The following is a 14,781-nucleotide window of genomic DNA, read 5'->3' as shown; positions in this document are numbered from 1 at the left end:
CTCCGACGCGCGTCACGCATGGGACTTCTCCTCCGGCGTGGCGGCCTGGCCGAGGGAGGCGGCGATCGACCGCGGCTCCGGCAAGGTCTGCTCATATTTGCCGAGCAGCGGCAGCACGACGAGGAAGTGGAGGAAGTAATAGGCCATCAATATGCGGGCGGCGACGAGATAGACGCCCTCCGCCGGCTGCGCGCCGAGATAGCCGAGCCCGACCGCGACGAAGACGAAGCCCCAGTAGAACTTCTTGAAGGCCGGGCGATAGACGCCCGAGCGCACCTTGGAGGTGTCGAGCCAGGGCAGCGCCGCGACGATGAGGATCGAGGCGAAGAGCGCGATGACGCCGATGAGCTTGTTGGGGATGGCGCGCAGGATCGCGTAGAAGGGCAGGAAATACCATTCCGGCACGATATGCGGCGGCGTCACCAGCGGATTGGCCTCGATGTAATTGTCGGGATGGCCCGTATAGTTCGGCACGAAGAAGGTGAGCCAGGCGAAGAGCGCGACGAAGACGGCGAGGCCGACCGCGTCCTTCAGCGTCGCATAGGGCGTGAAGGGCACGGTCTCCTTCTTCATGTCCTTGACCTCGACGCCGGTCGGATTGTTCTGCCCCGTCACATGCAGCGCCCACACATGCAGGCCGACGACGGCCACGATGACGAAGGGCAGCAGGTAATGCAGCGCGAAGAAGCGGTTCAGCGTGGCGTTGTCGACCGAATAGCCGCCGAGCAGCCAGGTGGTGATGGAATTGCCCACATAGGGAATGGCGGTGAAGAGATTGGTGATGACCGTCGCCGCCCAGAAGGACATCTGCCCCCAGGGCAGCACATAGCCGAGGAAGCCCGTCGCCATCATCAAGAGGAAGATGACGACGCCGAGGATCCACAGCACCTCGCGCGGCTCCTTGTAGGAGCCGTAATACATGCCGCGGAAGATATGGATATAGACGGCGAGGAAGAACATGGAGGCGCCATTGGCGTGCGCATAGCGCAGCGCCCAGCCCCAGTTCACGTCGCGCATGATGTGCTCGATCGAATCGAAGGCGAGCGTCGTCTCCGGCGTGTAATGCATCGCCAGAACGATGCCGGTCACGATCTGCGCGACCAGCATGAAGGAGAGGATCGCGCCGAAGGTCCAGAGATAGTTCAGATTCTTCGGGACGGGATAGGCGACGAAGGATTCGTGGATGAAGCCGATGATCGGCAGGCGCCGCTCGAGCCAGCGCGCAAAGCCGCTCTTCGGCGTATAGGTCGAATGTCCGGTCATGGATGGTCGTCTCGGAGGTTGGGACGGCGACGGGGCCGCGGTCAGCCGATCTTGATCTTGGTGTCGCTCAGAAAGGCGTAGTCGGGCACTTCGAGATTGGTCGGAGCCGGGCCGCTGCGGATACGGCCGGAAGTGTCGTAGGTGGAGCCGTGGCAGGGGCAGAACCAGCCGTGGAACTCCCCCTCAAAGCCGGTGGGGATGCAGCCCAAATGCGTGCAGACGCCGACGACGACGAGCCATTCGGGCTTCTTCACGCGCGCCGCATCGGTCTGCGGATCGGGAAGCTCGGCGAGCGCCACATTCTGCGCCGCCGCGATCTCCTGTTTGGTGCGGTGCCGCACGAAGACCGGCTTGCCGCGCCATTTGACGGTGACGATCTGCCCCTCGGGAATGGCGGAGATATCGAGCTCGGTCGACGCCAGAGCCAGCGTCGAAGCGTCCGGATTCATCTGCGCGATCAGCGGCCATACGGCGGCGCCCGCGGCGACAGACGCCGCCGCCCCGGTGGCGAGGAACAAAATATCCCGGCGGTTGGGCTCCGCCTTTGTCGCATTGCTCACTTTGTGGAACCTCTTTCGCGAGTTCGACCCCTGGCCCCCTGCCTCTCGGCTCGTAACGCGAATAGAAACAATTCTATCCACGAAGGGCGCGCCTGTTTTGAGCAGTTTGGCGTGAGACCGCAAGCGGCCTTCGCGTCGCTGCGACAAATTGCGCGCTTGCCGCCGCCTCGAGGATCAGTGACGCAGCCCGCCGCACTTGTCCACAAACGGCCCTCGGGAAAATTTGTCAACCGCCCGGCCGGTCGAGGCCGGTCGAGGCCTTGACGCGACCGGCGCGACCGGGGCTCATGCGGGAACGTCCGAGAGAGGAGCGCGTTGGAGGTCGTGAGCGGTCGTTATCTGGTTTTCGTGGCGACGGTCGTCAGCCTGATCGCCGTTCCGGGGCCGGACATGCTCTATGTGCTCGGCCGCTCGCTGGGGTCGGGCGGACGGGCGGGCTGCTTCTCGGCCGCCGGCATAGCCTCGGGCTATGCGCTGCTCACTCTGCTGGTGGCGGCGGGCTTTCAGCTCGTTTTCGAGGCGTTCCCGTCGCTCTTCCTCGCGCTCAAATATATCGGCGTCGCCTATCTCTCATGGCTCGCTTTTCGCCTCATTCGCTCGGACGGCGGCTTCGACGCGCCGAAGCCGGGCCGGGGCCACACGGATTGGGCCGCCTTCTCGTCCGGCGTCGCGACCAGCCTGCTCAACCCGAAGGGGCTGCTGTTCTATTTCGCCATATTGCCGCAGTTCTTCGCCGCCGCCGACGGGCCGTTCTGGCGCCATGCTCTGCTCTATGGCTGGACGACGAGCCTTCTGTGCCTGACGCTCTATTCGGCGCTCGGCTGCGCGGCGAGCTATGGCGCGCGGCGATGGACGCCGGAGCCCGCCGCGAGCCGCAATCTCTCGCGCCTCGCCGGCGGTCTGCTGCTGCTGTCGGCGCTGGCCATGCTCGGCGCCGAATGGAGCGGCGGCGCGATTTCTCATTGACGCGCCCGCGGCCGAAGAGGCCGCGGGCTTTCCATCTCACGCGCTCATCGATCGGCTTACTTGGCCACGATCGGCGCAGGCGCCGGAGCGGCGGGCGTCGCGAAATGATAGTTGACGCCGCCGCGCACGATATGGCCGGCGCTGCGAAGATTGAGCGGGACCACGCCGAAATTGGTCGAATAGGCGACGCCCGAATCGGCGAGCTCCGCGTAGAGATACTCGCCTTTCACCGATATCTTGTCGGACCAGGCGTATTCGACGCCGGCGCCCGCCGTCCAACCGGCGCGCACGGTCGTTCCCGTGTTCAGCCGGCCTATGGTCAGCGGAAGACGGGAGGTGAAGCTCGTGGGAGCGAAGTCGGTCCCATAGGCGAAACCGGCCGTGCCATAGACGAGCCAGCGGGGGGCGAAAGCGTAGCCGAGGCGTCCGCGCGCCGTGCCGAACACGCCGGTCTCCGTCGCGCTCGGCGTGTTCCAGCCCGCCGTCTCCGAATTGAGCGACCCGCGATAGCCGAAATCCGCCTCGACGCCGAGCACCAGAGTCGGCGTCCACTGCCAATTATAGCCGAGCGCGCCACCGCCGACGAAAGCCGAGCCGCGCAGAGGCGTGTCGCGGAAATAGGTGAAGGTCCCCTCGCCCAGCAGCGCGCCGGCATAGGCGCCGATATAGAATCCCTGCCAGCTGAAGGCCGGCTGCGGCGGCGGCGCGGGGGCCGCTTTGGTGGACGGAAGGTCCGCCGCCGCGGCCGAACCCGCCGCCAGCGCGCCGGCGACGGCGCCGATCAACCGAAGTTTCTCTTTCATAATTCGCATGGTCCACTCCTCGAACTCTCCTCGTCGCGCGACGCTCCGCCGCGCGGCGAAAAGAACATGAACTTCAATAGAGCTTGACGGTCAGCGTGCCGCCGAAGGTTCGCGGCTGCGCCGGCAGGCCGATCGTCGCCGGCCCGGTGGCGGAGCCGGGGCTCCACGTGCCGTAATAGCGCTCGTCGAAGAGATTTTTCGTCCACAGCATCAGCTGATAGGATTCGTCATCCGCGCGTAGCCCCAATCCCGCATTCACCAGCGCATAGGCGGGCTGCCAATATTGGAAGACGGAATAGGGATTGGTGAGCCGCTGCTTGTCGCGCCAAGACACGTTCACATAGACGATTCCGGTCACTGGACGATTCGCCCAGGCGCCGAAATCGGCGAAGAGATCGCCGAGCGGATGCTCGTAATTGGCGCCCGCGTTGAACGACCAGATCGGGAAGTTCTCGAAGCGCGAATTGTCGCGATCGAGCGACGCCGGCGCCCGCACGGGCCCGGACGTCGCCGCCCACAACCAATCGGCGGGCGGCGGCGATTTGTCGAAATTGATGTAGCGCGCCTCGGCATAGGCGCCGTTCAGAGTGAGCCACAGGCGCTCAATCAGGCTCCAGCGCGCGTCGAGCTCTATGCCGCGCAGACGCACATGCCCGATATTGCCGAGATAGTTGCGACGCAGGACCTGGCCGGTGCTGTCGAGATAGTCCGTGTTGACGAGCTGCGCCTGATAATTGAAAATGTCGTTCCAATAGAGGTTCGCATTGACGATGAGCTTATTGTCGAACCAATTGGTCTTGACGCCGAGCTCATAGTCCCAGGACACTTCGGGCTTCGTGATGACAGGCTGGAACTGCTTGAAGTTGCTCTTGTCGTCGAGGATCGGCTGCGCATCCGTGTTGGTCGCTCCGGATTTCTCGCCGCGCGCCACCGAGCCGTAGACGAGAATGTTCTCGTTGTAGCGATAGGACGGATTGAAGAGGCCCGAGAGCGAGTTGAAATATTTCGTCACGGCGCCCGTGTCGTAGAAGCCGACCCCGCCGCCGCCGCGGATCGCCGCATCGACGACGAAGGGATCGAGCCCGGGACCCCAGGCGTCTTCCCAGGCGAACACCGAGCCTTCGCGGATTTCATAGGTGTCGCGCAGGCCGAAGGTCAGCGCCCATTGCTCGTCTATGTGATAAGTGCCCTGCCCGAAGGCCGCGACGCTGAAGGTCGTCGCCTTGCCGTCGCGATGGTTCTTGAAGCCATTGAGCAGCGAATTGCGCCGCGCGATCGCCGTCGCCGTGCTGCCCGGATTGAACCAGCGTCCCGCGTCGGAACCGAAGTCGAAATGATTGAGCGACCAGACGCGCTCATAGAGCGAGAACAGCCCGGTCTGCCATTCGAACGTCTGCTCCTTCGGCGAGGTGAGGCGTAGCTCCTGCGTGAGCTGATCGACGGTGACGTCATAGGCGTTGGAGGTGATCTCCGTGAGCTGCTCGCCGAGCGAATTGCGCGGATGCAGGCGGAACTCGCGCCAGGCGGAGATCGATGTGAGCGTGTTCTCCCCGAGGCTCCAGGTGAATGTGTCGGAGACGCCGATCGTGCGCTGATCGAGCGTGCCGACGCGCGTCTGGAAGCGCGTGTAGGGATCATAGGTGAGGATCGGCTTGCCGAGGCGGCTCGCGAGCGTCGTCGCATAGGACGCGCCGAGCGTTCCATTGGCGAAGAGCGGCACGGAATCGCCGATCACTCCGCTGCCGGAATTATTGTATTCGTGCGAAGTGGAGCGATCGAAGATGAGACGGTTGGTGATCTCGTCGCCGACGTAATAGAGCTGGCCGCGCACGCCCCAGCGATCATTGTCGAGATAGCTCGCGCCCGAAACGGCGTCGCGAATCCAGCCGTCGCCCTTGTCGAGATAGAAGGTCACGCGGTAGGCGAGCGTGTCGTCGATGATCGGGCCGGTGACGTTGAGCTTCTCGATGAAGCGATTGTAATTGGCGAAGGCCGTCTCGATCGTCGCCGAACGCGTGAAGGCCGGAAGCTGGGTGCGGATGACGACGGCGCCGACGGTCGTGTTCTTGCCGAGCAATGTGCCCTGCGGGCCGCGCGCGACCTCGAAGGATTGCAGATCGACGAAGTCCTGCCACTGAAAGCCGACATGGGTGTAGAAGACGTCGTCGACGATATAGCCGACCGACGCCTCCGAGCCGTCGGCGCCGCCCGACGACGCGCCCGTCCCGCCGGCGACGCCGCGGATCGCGGTGCCCGAGGTGCGCGGGTTGGAGATGTTCGGACGGTAATTGGGGACCTTTTCGGCGAAGTCGGAAAGACGCTCGAGGCGCTCGCGCTCGGCGGCCTTGGGGCCGACGACGCTGACGGGCAGAGGAACGTCCTGGGCCTTTTCCTCGCGATTGCGCGCTGTGACGGTGACGTCGTCGACCTGCGCATTCACCGCGGCGGCGCCGACCTGGGGCGTTGTCACTGGCGCAGGCGCCGATTGCGCCGCGGCCGGGCCGGCCGCGACCATTCGGAAGGCCACAACGCCGGCCGCCGCCAATGACGCGAAACCGACGCTGCGCAACAAATTCGCACGCGACTCACTTCTTGCTCCACTCGCTCTCGACATCACCGATTTTTCCCCATGTCCCGCCGCGCGCGGCCCTCGCGGGCCACGACGACGGTCTACGTTGCGCTCCCCCATGGCGCACTTACGTATATTCCCTATAGACTACGTAGCTTTAGTAGGGGACGTCAACAGCTTCGCTCGACCTTCGCCGGAAGCCGGGGCCTTTCGCCGCACGCCTGTGGCGCCGGCGCAACAACGGGAGACGCTCGCAAAAGAAAAGAGCCCCGCCTCCTCGCGGGAGACGGGGTTCTAGTTTCCAAAATCTGTAACAAAAATAGAGATATCCGGCGCCCGTCAGGCCGTCTGGGCGGCGCGGCGCGCCCGTCGCTCGCCGCGCGCCGCCTCGGCGACAGGGATCGAGCGGCGCAGACGCCGCCACGCCAGAACGACGGCGCTGGCGCTGAGCGTGACGCCGAAGGAGACCCAGAGGCCGATCCAGCCCCACCAGAGCCAATGATTGCGGAACCAGCCGAAATCCCAATGATGAACGGCAGAATAAAGCCAGCGATAGGCGCGCCGGCTCGCGTCGAATTTCGCGAGCAGGCGCCCGTCCGCCGGATCGATGTAGAGCGAGCTGCGCTCAGCGTCGGCGAAGTCGACGCGCAGCACGGGCAGCGGCTTGTCGAGCGCCGTCTGCCGATGATTGGCGAAATAATAGGAATCGTAATCGACGAGCTTCTCCGTGGAGGCGATGTCGACGCCCTCCTTCAGTCGGCGCGCCGCGGCGAGAAGCGACTCCTCCCCGAATTCTGCGACGGCGCCGGGCGCGGCGATCGCGCGGCGGGCGCCGTCGCGCGCCTCAGCGACGAGCAGCGCCTGCTCGCCGAGACGGCTCCAGGCGAGCTCGACGACATCGCCGGCGAGGCCGAGCGCGGCGGAGGGCCGCCAGTCGACGACGGCCTGCGGCAATCTCGCGCCGCGATAGCGCGCGAGCTCCTCGCGGCTCGCCGTCGCCTGCGAGAAAATCTGCCCCGGATTGGTGGCGAAAAAACCGCTCGCCGCCCAGCCGAAGGCGAAAGTCCCGCCGATGAGGCCGGCCCAGAAATGATATTTCAGCCAGGTTTCGCGATAGGGCTGCGCGCGCCCGCGCGCATAGGTCGGACGGCCGAAAAATCCCGGCTTCCATTTGATCCAGCCGATGACGAGGCCGGTGAAGGCGCCGATAGCGGCGAAAAATCCGGCGTAGGTCAGCGCGTCGCGCCGATAATCGCCGGCGCCGAGCGCATCGAGCCAGCGGAAGAGATGCATCCAGCTGCCGGCGTAGACGAAAGCGCGCTCGAGACGCGTCGCGACTTGCGCCACCTCGCCGGTGCGCGCCGAGACGACGATCTGCGTTCCCGCCGAATCGCCGATCGCGAAACGATGAAACGGCTTCAGCGTCTCCGCGTTGCGCAGGCCGACGCCCGCGTCCACCGTGGCGAGATAGAGCAGCGACGGAGCCCCCAGCCAGTCGCGCGCGATGCGCTCGGCAGCTTCTCGGTCGAATTCGATCAGCGCGCCATTCGTCGCGGAGAGAGCGAAGCGGCGGCCGACATCGTCCTCGACGAGCCAGACCGGCTCGCCGCCCACACGCAGCAGCCGCGCCTCGGCGACGCCGCGCTCGCCCTTCGCGCCATCCTCATGCGCGCGGCGTCCCATGCCTTCGCCGCCGCCGTGCATCGTCTTGGCGGCTTGCGACTTTCCGCCTCGAGCGCGCGCCGCGGCGCTCGCGCTCAGCGCCTCGCCGAGCGAGATCCAGCCGTCCTGCGGCGCGAGCGTCTGCGCATGGGCGAGCCGCTGCGCGCGATCGAGCGTGGGCGAGCCGATGAAGGCGATGGAGAGGCCGGTCGAAAACCAGACCAGCATGAACAGCGCCAAGACGACGCCGACCCATCGGTGAAGGAAAAGCAAGATCGGCATTCGTGACGCTCCGCCTCACGCTGAATGGCCGCCGGCGGTTCCGCCGCCGGCGAGATCCGAAAAAATGACGATAAAATTTAATTCATGAATATGACTAGGTAAATAGGAATATGCCCGTTTTCTCGCGCCATTGCAGAGCGATGCGCGCCGTTCGCCCCGCGGCCGCGCGGCCCTGCCGCTCGGCGACATGCGGGATCGCCACAAGAGGAAACTCCACAATCGCGGAGCCGTCGACTTCGGCGCTAGCGTTTCTTCGGCGCCTGAAGACGATCGCGGCGCTTCCCGAGATCGCGATCGATCGGTCGAGGCGCTCTGCGGAGGAGCGGCGTGGGCACTTACATCGCGCATACTCGACGCAAGATGAAATCGACCAAGCCGGAAGCCTCGACGACCGACGCGGCGGCGATCGCGGCGCGCGAGCAGGCGCTCGCGGCGTTGCGCGAGCAGCAGCGTCTCGAAGCCGAGCGCGCCCGCGCCGAGAAAGCCGCGCGGGCGCTGCGGCGCGCGGTCGGCAAGCGCCTGACCGCCGCCGATCCCGACACGTCGGGTCGCCGCCGCACTGCGGCGCGCGCGGCCGGAATCATGCTGATCTCGGCGACGGGCGGATTGCGCACGCAGAGCGTCTCGCTGTTTCGAGGGTCGGGACGCGCGGGCAGCGAGCTCTGGCTCGCCGACGTGCAATTCGAGCAGGAGAAAGGCGTCGCGCATTTCATCAATGATCTCGCCACGCCCGCCGACAAGGACGCGCTGCATGCGATGCGAGCGCTGGCGCCGCGCATCGCCGAACATGTTTTCATCGGCGATCCCCCGCAGGACGGCGTCGACGATCGCAATCTGAACACGGCCTTTCGCTTGGCGCAGTCCTTCATGCACAAGACCCATTACACGGCTTCGCTCTCCGAGGAGGAGAAGCATCGGCTGAGCCTATCGATCTTCGAGGAGCTGCAATCCGTCACCGCCCTGCGCCTGCGGCATTTGCACAAGGAGTGCGAGCGGATCGTCGAGGCGCTGATGCACAAGACGAAACTGTCGCGCTCGGAATGCAACGGCGTTCTCGCGCCGATCTATGAAGGATTCGAGGAGTTCCGCCGCGCCGAGCAGGAAGACCGGCCGTGGCGCGCGCCGCAACGCGGCGAGGCGCCCGCCGAGCAGCCGGCGGCCGTCCTCCTCGAGGACGATCTTCCCGCAACGGGAACGCATGGCCGCTGAGCGGCCTCAGCCGATCGCGAGATAGACGACGAATCCCGAACCGAGCAGCAGGAGCGCGGCGAGAACGACGAGCTCGCCGGTTCCCGCGTCGAAGCCATGCTGCGCCTCGTCCGCGATGAGACGTCGCGTGTGAATGAAACGCAAGGTGGCGACGACGATCAGAGCAACTCCGCCGAGCGCCAGCACGCCGCCGCCCCCGCTCGCCAGCGGTCCCGACAATTTGTCGAAACGTCGCAGAATCGGCCCTCGCTCGGCGGCGGGAAGCGTGATGCTGATCGTATGCACGAAAAGATCGAATTTTTCGATCACGAAGCCGAGCGCCATGATCGCTATGCCCGTGCGCACCCATGCGAGAAACGTCCGCTCATTGGCGGCATGGCTGACATAGTCGCGTATCATGGCGTCTCCTCTCGCGGCTTCCGTGCGAACGATTCGCATGATGCGCGAAGCGGCGAATCGCGGCGCATTGATCCTCTTCGGCTGCGCGATAGATAGCCGGTAGCCGATCCGCCCGGAGCATACGCCATGAAATATCCGATGAGGAGCCTTGCGGCCGCCATCGTGATCGCCACGAGCGCCGCCTCCGCCCAGGATTGTCGATCGACGAGCGATTCCGGCGCGACGCGATGCGTCGCCGGCGTGCTCTATCGATGCACATGCACGCGCGGAATCGGGGCGACGACCTGCACATGGGACAACGCCGCCGCGCTGTGCTCGGCGATTTCCGAAGGCCCCGCGCCCGCGGGCGTCGCAGCGGCGAGCGACCTCGCGCCGGCGACGCCGTGATCCTCAAATGCCGGCGCCGAAGGCGAAGGATTCGCTCAGAGGCTTCGCCTGCGTCACATTGCTGCCCGGCGGCACGCTGTGCGTGAGCCAGACATTGCCGCCGATGACCGAGCCGCGGCCGATGGTGACGCGGCCGAGCACCGTCGCGCCGGCGTAGATCACCACATCGTCCTCGATGATCGGATGGCGCGCGCCGCCCTTCACCAAGGCGCCCGTCTCGTCGACCTCGAAACGCTTCGCGCCGAGCGTCACGGCCTGATAGAGGCGCACATTCTTGCCGATGATCGCGGTCTCGCCGATGACGACGCCGGTGCCGTGATCGATGAAGAAGCCCTCGCCGATCTCGGCCCCGGGATGAATGTCGATTCCGGTCGCCGAATGGGCGATTTCAGAAACGAGACGCGCGAGCATGGGCGCGCCGAGCAGATAGAGACGATGCGCGAGCCTGTGGCGGATGATCGCGGCGAGGCCGGGATAGGAGAACACCACTTCGTCCAGGCTCTTGGCCGCGGGATCGCCCTCATAGGCCGCGCGAATATCGGTGTCGAGCAACGCCCTCATCTGCGGCAGCGCCTCGGCGAAGGCGGCGACGATCTCATGCGCGCGCGGACGATAGTCGGTCTTTCCGTCGTCGGCGCCATTGGCGAGCAATTGCAGCTCGCGGCGCACCTGCTCGCGCAGCGCGCGCAGGCTCTTGTCCAGCGTATAGAGCACGAAACCGTCGGCGCCGTCGGTCGTCAGCTCCGGCGGACCGAAATGGCGCGGATAGAGGCTCGCGGCGAAATCCTCGATGATCTCGATCGTCGCCTCGCGCGAGGGCAGCTCGGGCAGACGCCCGTCGCGATAGCGCCGCTTCTGCGAAGCGCGACGCAGCTCGCCGAGCTCCGCGACGATGCGGCCGAGCTGCGGAAAGCCGCCGGTCGGCGGAGCGCCGTCGGCTCCGGCCCCTTGGTCTTGCGGCCCATGCCTTGCTTGCTGCGTCACCGCCGCTTCTCCGAAAGGCGGCAGGAAACCCCCGCCAGTCTATAAAACTACTACACTAATCAAGGATAGGCGGCAACCGCCGAGATCGCTGGCGCAACGACGCCCGAATCCTTAAATCTGGCGGCGACGACCGAGGAGCCCGATGACGACCGACAATCCACTGCTCTCCGCCTGGACGAAAGCTTTCGGCCTGCCGCCATTCGGCGCGCTCGAAGCCGAGCATTATCGGCCCGCCTTCGAGGCCGGCATGGCGGAACATCTCTCCGAGATCGCGCGCATCGCGGAAGATCCCTCCCCGCCCGACTTCGAGAACACGATCGCCGCGCTGGAGCGCTCCGGCCGCCTGCTGGCCAAGGTCGGCGGGGTGTTCTGGAATCTCGTCGCGACCGATGCGACGCCCGAGCTTCAGGAGATCGAGCGCGACATGTCCGGCGCCCTCGCCCGCCACGAGAATGAAATCCTGCTGAATGCGGCGCTTTTCGCGCGCGTCGACGCGCTCTACGCGCGCCGTGACGCTCTGACTCTGACGCCCGAGCAGGCGCGTGTGCTGGAGCTCACGCATAAGCGCTTCCTGCGCGCCGGCGCGAGGCTCGACGAAACGGCGAAGCGCCGCATGGCGGAGATATCCGAGCGCCTCGCCAATCTCACCACCGCTTTCGCGCAGAATGTGCTCGCCGACGAGGCCGATTATCTGCTGCTGCTCGAGGAGGCCGATCTCGACGGCCTCTCCGAGGATTTTTGCGCCGCGGCGGCGCATATCGCGCGCGAGCGCGGCGCGCCGGGCGAATATGGCGTCACACTCGCCCGCTCTAGCGTCGAGACCTTTCTGCAGAGCTCGACGCGCCGCGATCTGCGCGAGATCGCCTTTCGCGCCTGGACCAGCCGTGGCGAGAAAGGCGGGACGACGGACAATCGCATGCTGATCGCCGAAATCCTGCGGCTGCGCGAAGAGCGCGCGCGCCTCAACGGCTTCGCGAATTTCGCCGCCTATAAGCTCGACGACGCCATGGCGAAGACTCCCAGAGCCGTGCGCGATCTCCTCGACCGCGTCTGGGCGCCGGCGCTCGCCGCGGCCAAGGCCGAACGCGATGATCTACAGGCGCTCGCCGAGCGCGACGGCGCCGATTTCACGATCGCCGCCTCCGATTGGCGCCATTACGCCGAGCGCGTGCGCAAGGAGCGCTATGATCTCGATCAGGCGGAGCTGCGCCCCTATTTCCAGCTCGATCGGATGATCGCCGCCGCCTTTCATGTCGCCGAGCGGCTGTTCGGCCTCTCCTTCGTCGAGGTCGAGGGACTCGATCTCTATCATCGAAGCGTGCGCGCCTTCGACGTCCGCGACGCGAAGGGCGAGCATGTCGCGCTTTTCCTCGGCGATTATTTCGCGCGGCCCTCCAAGCGCGGCGGCGCCTGGATGTCGGAGTTCCGCAGCCAGGAGAATCTCGACGGCCGCATTCGTCCGATCGTCGTCAATGTGCTGAACTTCACGCCCGCGCCCGAGGGCGCGCCGACGCTGCTCAGCCTCGACGACGCGCACACTCTGTTCCATGAATTCGGCCATGCGCTGCACGGCATGTTGTCGGACGTCACCTATCCGCTCGTCGCCGGCACGAATGTCGCGCGCGATTTCGTCGAGCTGCCTTCGCAGCTCTACGAACATTGGCTGCTGGAGCCGCAAATTCTGCGCGCCTTCGCGCGCCAAGCGGAAACCGGCGCGCCGATGCCGGAGGAGCTTGTCGACCGCATCGTGAGAGCCCGCCATTTCAATCAGGGCTTCGCCAGCGTCGAGTTCTGCGCCTCGGCCTTTGTCGATCTCGATCTACACGAAAGCGCGATCGACGCCGATTTCGATGCGCTCGCCTTCGAGCGCGAGAGCCTCGCGCGCATTTCCATGCCGCAGGAGATCGTCATGCGGCACAGGACGCCGCATTTCACCCATGTCTTCGCCGGCGACGGCTATTCGGCCGGCTATTATTCATATCTGTGGGCGGAGACGCTCGACGCCGACGCCTATGAGGCTTTCATCGAGGCCGGCGATCCTTTCGCGCCGCAGGTGGCGGAGCGTCTGCGCCGTTTCATCTACGCCGCCGGCGGAACGCAGGATCCGGCCGAAGCCTATGTCGCTTTCCGCGGACGCATGCCGAGCGTCGACGCGCTGCTGCGTCATCGCGGCTTCGCGGAGCAATCGAATAAAACCGCTTAGATGTTTGTTAAGACCTGCGTGTGACTATGCGGACCGCGAAGCCTCCGATCGAGGACGGCTCCGCATTCGCGCCGAACAGGACAGATGATCTGTCCGCCGCCGGCCCGGCACAGGACCCTCGAGCCCGCCCGGCTCGCGAGGCTCCGCCGGCGAGGGCACGGCCTGGCGCGACGGTGTTCCTCTGAACAATGCGAAAAGACGAAGTCGAAGGCGGCTCGCGCCGGAGCGATCGCTCGCGCGTCCCTGCTGCGTCTTTCGTTCATGCTCGATGCCTTCCGAGCCGTCGCGGCTCTGACCAAGAACCGTAACGCCGTCTACTTTCGTTCTTCGTAAACAGCTTCATTGGAAGCGGAGCGCCCGATGACCTCTATCTTCACCTCCCTCACCGCCACTCAGGTTGCCGGGCTCACCACGACGATCATTTCCAATCTGACGACGACCGACGTCGCCGCGCTGAACACGACGCAGGCCGCGGCGCTGACCGCCACTCAGCTCAACGCCCTCAATTCGACCGATCTGCAATATTTCGCGCAGACGCAGATCGCCGCGCTCTCGGCCAACGCCATAGCGGGCCTCTCGCTCGCTCAGATCGGCAATCTGACGACGACGCAGGCGGACGAACTCACCGCGACGCAGATATCCGCGCTCAACTCCTCGCAGATCGGCTCGCTCACCTCGACCGAGCTGCAAGGCTGGGACGCCACGCAGATCGGCGCGCTGAGCTCCGCGCAGATCGGCAAGCTGACCACGACGGCGATCGGCAATTTGTCGACGACGCAAATTTCCTCGCTCAGCCAGACGCAGGTGCGCGGCTTCACCGCGACACAGCTCAACGCGCTGAGCACCGACCATCTCATCGCGGTCAATCTCGCCAATCTGACGACATGGCAGATCTCGGGCCTCGACGGAACCACCGCCGCCAATCTCTCGACCACTCAGGCGGAAGGGCTGACCGCGACGCAAATCGGCGCGCTGACGGCGACGGCCTTCGGCGGCCTCGAATCGACGGAAATCCAGGCCTGGAGCACGACCCAGCTCGCCGGCCTCACGGCCGCCCAGATCGGACGACTGACGACCACCGCCTTCGCCGATCTCTCCACCACCCAGGTCACCGACCTCACCGCGACCCAGGTGCGCGGCCTCACCGCCACGCAGATCGCCGGCCTCGCCGCCGATTACCTCGACGCCATCGACGCGACCGACTTCTCCACCAGCCAGATCGCCGCGCTGAACGCCACCAGCGCCGCCAGCCTCTCCACCACCCAGGTCGCCAATCTCACCGCCGCCCAGATCGGCGCCCTCTCGGCCACCGCCTTCGGCGCGCTGACCTCCACCGAGGTGCAGGCCTTCTCCTCCACCCAGCTCGCCGGATTGACCGCCACCCAGATCGGCAAGCTCACCACCACCGCCTTCGCCAATCTCTCCACCACCCAGGTCACCGACCTCACCGCGACCCAGGTGCGCGGCCTCACCGCCACGCAGATCGCCGGCCTC

The 14,781-nt window shown here is 65.8% G+C and carries 11 protein-coding genes and 1 pseudogene; 5 read left to right on the top strand and 7 right to left on the bottom strand.

The genetic code is table 11. The features are described 5' to 3' along the window. Window positions 1–12 precede the first annotated feature (12 nt). Both Mspo_RS06460 and petA read right to left on the bottom strand, forming a co-directional pair. Window positions 13–1,263 (bottom strand): cytochrome b/b6, encoded by a 1,251-nt coding sequence (locus tag Mspo_RS06460; RefSeq protein WP_159728014.1) that lies wholly within the window; start codon window positions 1,261–1,263, stop codon window positions 13–15. 41 nt (window positions 1,264–1,304) lie between these two features. Further along, complete coding sequence (petA, locus tag Mspo_RS06455; protein WP_159728012.1) at window positions 1,305–1,823, bottom strand: ubiquinol-cytochrome c reductase iron-sulfur subunit; 519 nt, start codon at window positions 1,821–1,823, stop codon at window positions 1,305–1,307. Between the two features lie 324 nt (window positions 1,824–2,147). On the opposite strand from petA, the gene Mspo_RS06450 reads away from it, so the two are divergent. Further along, on the top strand, window positions 2,148–2,789 hold the full coding sequence (locus tag Mspo_RS06450) for a LysE family translocator (protein ID WP_159728010.1): 642 nt from the start codon (window positions 2,148–2,150) through the stop codon (window positions 2,787–2,789). A gap of 56 nt (window positions 2,790–2,845) precedes the next feature. Here the strand turns inward: Mspo_RS06450 and Mspo_RS06445 are convergent, their stop codons facing one another. From Mspo_RS06445 to Mspo_RS06435, 3 genes are all read right to left on the bottom strand, one after another. Then, on the bottom strand, window positions 2,846–3,592 hold the full coding sequence (locus Mspo_RS06445; RefSeq protein ID WP_159728008.1) for an outer membrane protein: 747 nt from the start codon (window positions 3,590–3,592) through the stop codon (window positions 2,846–2,848). Window positions 3,593–3,665: 73 nt separating this feature from the next. Further along, a complete protein-coding gene (locus Mspo_RS06440; RefSeq protein ID WP_244613202.1) occupies window positions 3,666–6,062 on the bottom strand; it encodes a TonB-dependent receptor in 2,397 nt (798 codons plus the stop codon). A 438-nt stretch (window positions 6,063–6,500) separates the two neighbouring features. Next, the gene (locus Mspo_RS06435) at window positions 6,501–8,105 is read right to left on the bottom strand and encodes a PepSY domain-containing protein (RefSeq protein ID WP_159728005.1); all 1,605 of its coding nucleotides are present in this window, start codon (window positions 8,103–8,105) and stop codon (window positions 6,501–6,503) included. Between the two features lie 327 nt (window positions 8,106–8,432). Between Mspo_RS06435 and Mspo_RS06430 the strand changes: the two genes are divergently transcribed. Further along, on the top strand, window positions 8,433–9,314 hold the full coding sequence (locus tag Mspo_RS06430) for a hypothetical protein (RefSeq protein WP_159728003.1): 882 nt from the start codon (window positions 8,433–8,435) through the stop codon (window positions 9,312–9,314). A gap of 6 nt (window positions 9,315–9,320) precedes the next feature. On the opposite strand, the gene Mspo_RS06425 is transcribed toward Mspo_RS06430, so the two are convergent. Beyond that, a complete protein-coding gene (locus tag Mspo_RS06425; protein ID WP_159728001.1) occupies window positions 9,321–9,713 on the bottom strand; it encodes a YidH family protein in 393 nt (130 codons plus the stop codon). 126 nt (window positions 9,714–9,839) lie between these two features. Between Mspo_RS06425 and Mspo_RS06420 the strand changes: the two genes are divergently transcribed. After that, on the top strand, window positions 9,840–10,100 hold the full coding sequence (locus tag Mspo_RS06420) for a hypothetical protein (RefSeq protein WP_159727999.1): 261 nt from the start codon (window positions 9,840–9,842) through the stop codon (window positions 10,098–10,100). Window positions 10,101–10,103: 3 nt separating this feature from the next. Here the strand turns inward: Mspo_RS06420 and epsC are convergent, their stop codons facing one another. Continuing rightward, on the bottom strand, window positions 10,104–10,994 hold the full coding sequence (epsC, locus tag Mspo_RS06415) for a serine O-acetyltransferase EpsC (protein ID WP_159728266.1): 891 nt from the start codon (window positions 10,992–10,994) through the stop codon (window positions 10,104–10,106). A 232-nt stretch (window positions 10,995–11,226) separates the two neighbouring features. Between epsC and Mspo_RS06410 the strand changes: the two genes are divergently transcribed. Next, window positions 11,227–13,287 (top strand): M3 family metallopeptidase, encoded by a 2,061-nt coding sequence (locus Mspo_RS06410; RefSeq protein WP_159727997.1) that lies wholly within the window; start codon window positions 11,227–11,229, stop codon window positions 13,285–13,287. Between the two features lie 360 nt (window positions 13,288–13,647). Further along, window positions 13,648–14,781: pseudogene (locus Mspo_RS06405) on the top strand (hypothetical protein); the annotation flags it as partial.

The sequence above is a fragment of the Methylosinus sp. Ce-a6 genome (assembly GCF_009811655.1).
Classification (GTDB): domain Bacteria; phylum Pseudomonadota; class Alphaproteobacteria; order Rhizobiales; family Beijerinckiaceae; genus Methylosinus.
The sequence above is the reverse complement of the archived record's forward strand: the minus strand, read 5'-3'. Positions and strand labels throughout refer to the sequence as shown.

What these genes read in the sequence shown, in the direction of transcription:
- Mspo_RS06460 (WP_159728014.1), bottom strand. Translation starts at nt 1,263, where the DNA reads ATGACCGGACATTCGACCTATACGCCGAAGAGCGGCTTTGCGCGCTGG.
- Mspo_RS06445 (WP_159728008.1), bottom strand. Translation starts at nt 3,592, where the DNA reads ATGAAAGAGAAACTTCGGTTGATCGGCGCCGTCGCCGGCGCGCTGGCG.
- Mspo_RS06435 (WP_159728005.1), bottom strand. Translation starts at nt 8,105, where the DNA reads ATGCCGATCTTGCTTTTCCTTCACCGATGGGTCGGCGTCGTCTTGGCG.
- Mspo_RS06425 (WP_159728001.1), bottom strand. Translation starts at nt 9,713, where the DNA reads ATGATACGCGACTATGTCAGCCATGCCGCCAATGAGCGGACGTTTCTC.
- Mspo_RS06420 (WP_159727999.1), top strand. Translation starts at nt 9,840, where the DNA reads ATGAAATATCCGATGAGGAGCCTTGCGGCCGCCATCGTGATCGCCACG.
- Mspo_RS06410 (WP_159727997.1), top strand. Translation starts at nt 11,227, where the DNA reads ATGACGACCGACAATCCACTGCTCTCCGCCTGGACGAAAGCTTTCGGC.